General features: G+C 58.1%; 7 protein-coding genes and 1 pseudogene. 3 read left to right on the forward strand and 5 right to left on the reverse strand.

The window, feature by feature from the left end; translation table 11 throughout:
* On the forward strand, positions 1-737 hold a 737-nt coding region (locus ACGVJ8_RS03595; protein WP_392345527.1), incomplete at its 5' end, for a leucyl aminopeptidase.
* Positions 734-970 carry a hypothetical protein gene (locus ACGVJ8_RS03600; protein ID WP_392345529.1) on the forward strand — a complete coding sequence of 79 codons (237 nt, stop codon included), beginning with the start codon at positions 734-736 and terminating at the stop codon, positions 968-970. The genes ACGVJ8_RS03595 and ACGVJ8_RS03600, both read left to right, overlap by 4 nt.
* Before the next feature lie 15 nt (positions 971-985).
* Here the strand turns inward: ACGVJ8_RS03600 and ACGVJ8_RS03605 are convergent, their stop codons facing one another.
* The 4 genes from ACGVJ8_RS03605 to ACGVJ8_RS03620 form a co-directional block, all read right to left on the reverse strand.
* Entirely contained in the window at positions 986-1,168 is a 183-nt protein-coding gene (locus tag ACGVJ8_RS03605; protein WP_115010059.1) for a hypothetical protein, read from the reverse strand.
* A gap of 558 nt (positions 1,169-1,726) precedes the next feature.
* Positions 1,727-1,879, reverse strand: coding sequence for a hypothetical protein (locus ACGVJ8_RS03610; protein WP_392345532.1), 153 nt, complete (start codon positions 1,877-1,879; stop codon positions 1,727-1,729).
* 125 nt (positions 1,880-2,004) lie between these two features.
* Complete coding sequence (locus ACGVJ8_RS03615; RefSeq protein WP_392345533.1) at positions 2,005-2,172, reverse strand: DUF4278 domain-containing protein; 168 nt, start codon at positions 2,170-2,172, stop codon at positions 2,005-2,007.
* Positions 2,173-2,330: 158 nt separating this feature from the next.
* Positions 2,331-2,444, reverse strand: coding sequence for a DUF3104 domain-containing protein (locus ACGVJ8_RS03620; protein WP_392345535.1), 114 nt, complete (start codon positions 2,442-2,444; stop codon positions 2,331-2,333).
* Positions 2,445-2,854: 410 nt separating this feature from the next.
* On the opposite strand from ACGVJ8_RS03620, the gene ACGVJ8_RS03625 reads away from it, so the two are divergent.
* Positions 2,855-3,001 (forward strand): hypothetical protein, encoded by a 147-nt coding sequence (locus ACGVJ8_RS03625; protein ID WP_392345537.1) that lies wholly within the window; start codon positions 2,855-2,857, stop codon positions 2,999-3,001.
* A 211-nt stretch (positions 3,002-3,212) separates the two neighbouring features.
* Here the strand turns inward: ACGVJ8_RS03625 and ACGVJ8_RS03630 are convergent.
* Positions 3,213-3,322, reverse strand: a pseudogene (locus ACGVJ8_RS03630) (peptide-methionine (S)-S-oxide reductase); the annotation flags it as partial.

Below are 3,322 nucleotides of genomic sequence, written 5' to 3' on the forward strand. Positions count from 1 at the left end.
AGGTGAAAAGCCGCGTTGCCCTGGTGGGCAAAGGCCTCACCTTCGATTCCGGCGGTTACAACCTCAAGGTGGGGACGGCCCAGATCGACATGATGAAGTTCGACATGGGTGGCAGTGCCGCTGTAATCGGTGCCATGCGCAGCATCGCTGAGCTCAAGCCGGCCGGCGTGGAGGTGCACATGGTGGTGGCCTCCTGCGAAAACATGGTGAATGGCTCCGCTGTCCACCCCGGCGACATCGTCACAGCTGCCAACGGCATGACGATTGAGATCAACAACACCGACGCCGAAGGCCGCCTCACCCTCGCCGATGCGCTGCTCTACGCCTGTGAGCAGAAGCCCGATGCCGTAGTGGATCTAGCCACCCTCACCGGAGCCTGCGTCATTGCCCTGGGTGATGAGATGGCTGGGCTGTGGTCCAACAATGACAACTTGGCAGAGGCCCTCGATGCCGCCGCTCAGACGGGCGGTGAAGGCCTCTGGCGCATGCCACTGCGGCAGTCCTACAGGGATGGATTGAAGTCGTTGCTGGCCGACATGAAGAACACCGGCCCGCGGCCCGGTGGTTCGATCACAGCAGCCCTGTTCCTCAAGGAGTTCGTGGCCAAAGACACCGCCTGGGCCCACATCGACATCGCCGGACCGGTCTGGAGTGACAAAGGCAAAGGGGTCAATCCCGCTGGTGCCACCGGCTACGGGGTGCGCACCCTGGTGAACTGGGTGCTGGCCCAGTCATGAGCTGCTCCCCGGTGCGCTGGTACATCAAGGCACAGCTGGGGGTGCTGCTGCTCCCAGTGGGCCTCTGCCTGTTCGGCGAAGCGGTGAGCCGCAAGGTGGTTCAGATGTTGGGCCAGGACGGAGGTCCGTGGTTCTGGTACGGAACCCTCAGCCTGATCTGCATCAACGCCGGCATCGGCCTGATGATCGACAGCGGGCTGCCCCGAGGCTTTCCTGGGCGACGTCAGGGATGATCAGGGCGCGCCCGATCAGGAAGCAACCGCTTGCAATTCGAGGGAGCGGTCTGGGGTTTCAAGTGCATGAATCTGCCACCGTGCTCGCTCGGAGCAAGTTTCCAAAACCCGATCTAGATCATCCGATGCATGCTTCGGAGACGCATAGGGACCAATGTGACGGGTGCCAAGACCATCCTTAATGGTCAGCAAATACATACAATCCTCCTCTCGCCGCCTGATCGTAAACATGAGTAGAAGCTTCGTCGATGGCCGGAAACCCGTCTGTTCACTGAGAACTTGCTGAATCAATCAAGTTGCCGCGCTTAATCTTTTCAACAGATTGAGTGTTGGTTTCTTAAGGAATTCGACCAGATTTGATCAGGTAACAATCGCTGGAGCAGCAGACCTGCCCGAAATCTCGCGCAGTGAACCAGCAGCGCAGAGAGTCAAGAGAGCGATCGCGACCAGAACAGCGCTATTGATCAGCTTAAATGTGACAAGCAGATGGGTATTGACCATCTCGCGGATGTTTACCATGAAAAAGTTCACTATGAACATGTCCATGGTGCGACCCCTGTCAACGCAACGAGGACGTCCGCAGAGCACGGCTCCTTTTTCTTGGTTTTGGTCTTGGGTCCCTCACACCAGAACCATTTTGTCGTGATGGCCACGACCGGCATAGCAAGCACAAGCCATCCTTCGGGAGCTTCTTTCGGTGAAGGAGCAATGCGTCTAACGCGGGGGGGTCTAGGGAACACCCCCCTTTTTTGGGCATCAGGCCACAAGGACAAGGGCGACGTTGAGAATCGCCAGCCCCACCAAGAACACCGCCGCCAACAATGCGGCTTCGGGGAAGAACTTGGCAATCACAAATCCCACCCCCAAAAACACCGAGGAGATCACGATGGCGGTGAGGTCCGTTCCCACTGGCGGGCTTTGACTGTTTCGCTCATACGATGACGAAATCCCGCTTGGATCGTGGCCGGCGACTCACCCAGCGGCCCAACAAAAAACCACCAAAGGCAGGGGAAAGGCCTGAAAGGAACTTCGGCCTACTCGGTGTAAAAGACGCCTCGATAGGTAAGAGTCGGGTGCACGTCGCGCGCGACCTCCTCCCGGCAGGTGCTGTAGTGCTCGCGTCGGTAGGTCAGCTCAACGCAGGTTTTGGGTGCTGATGCCGCAGCTGCGTAGGCGTGACCTCGATAGAGAAGTACCGTCATTGGATGTTCCTCGAAGAAATCCAAGTCCCCGTTCAGTAGCGTGGAGTGCCTATGCCCGTGCAAAGGGGGCGAACGTTTTGTAGCAACCGCTACACAGCCTTCATAGGGCAGCCGTCAAGCTTGCGTCGTTCGTATGGATACATACCTCTTCCCCTTGATCAACGCTCCTCAGAAGCAGGCGTACTGATGGGCCATTCATCCATCGACCAGATCACATCCGAGACCGTGTCGGCATTGATCCACTTGATGACGCCCGTATCCACATCAGCCACCCGGAATAGAGACGGGAGCCTGGGATGACGAGCACTTCCTTCGCAAAAGATCTACCTGCCCCATCCGCCAATCCCCTTGATCGAGCTGGTCTCCACCAACGATCACAAAGTACCCTTGGGCGGACATGGAGAAATGGAGCCTCCGCCTTCACCGCGAAATCACCGTGGTCAACCGACATACGCCGCCCATGAATCAGTACTTCCGTACTCACAGCCACGGCGGCAATGGTTTGGCAAGCCGTAGATCGCGCTGGCGTTTGGGCGCGGACGTGTTGCCAGACACTGAAGTAAGTACTTTTGCTCCCTGGACGTTGCTCCCTGGACGTCTAGATTTCATCAGTATTCAGATCTGTAGGCCCCCTTTCGATCGTACTAGGCCCTGAGCCTGCCGCTGTCGAGAACGCCAATCGATGACTGACCGCACCCTCAGCATTTCTGATGCCTTGCGCGAAGCGCAGCTGCAGCGCCTAGAAGCCTCCTTGGCCAACAAGGCAACATCCAATCCTCAGGCCACGACACAACCAGTCCAAGACAAGGACGTCAAAGCAAGCGACTGATCGCAACAGTCCCCACGCAATCCTTGATCAGATCAGCATATTGAGGAGCATCCGGCACTTGTCGGTGTCCTCACGTGCTGTGCTGTGGAGTCACTGCTCTCGATCCTGCTGGGTGTCGCCCTCGCGTGGACGGTCACACAGGTGATTATCTGGCTGAGCGACCGTGCGCGCACCCGCGAGCGCTCGGCAGAGGATTGAGGCTGCAGCAGCTCTAATTCACCCAGGCGTTACCGGAGCGAGAGTTGTCGCCCCAGATAGTGTCGAGCCTGCGGTCGCGACCGCAGCTGAACCGGTAGAAGTTGTATTTGACGGCGTTGTTCT

This window comes from Parasynechococcus sp. (assembly GCF_042954245.1).
Classification (GTDB): domain Bacteria; phylum Cyanobacteriota; class Cyanobacteriia; order PCC-6307; family Cyanobiaceae; genus Parasynechococcus.

What these genes read in the sequence shown, in the direction of transcription:
- ACGVJ8_RS03615 (WP_392345533.1), bottom strand. Translation starts at nt 2,172, where the DNA reads ATGACGGTACTTCTCTATCGAGGTCACGCCTACGCAGCTGCGGCATCA.
- ACGVJ8_RS03600 (WP_392345529.1), top strand. Translation starts at nt 734, where the DNA reads ATGAGCTGCTCCCCGGTGCGCTGGTACATCAAGGCACAGCTGGGGGTG.
- ACGVJ8_RS03625 (WP_392345537.1), top strand. Translation starts at nt 2,855, where the DNA reads ATGACTGACCGCACCCTCAGCATTTCTGATGCCTTGCGCGAAGCGCAG.
- ACGVJ8_RS03605 (WP_115010059.1), bottom strand. Translation starts at nt 1,168, where the DNA reads ATGTATTTGCTGACCATTAAGGATGGTCTTGGCACCCGTCACATTGGT.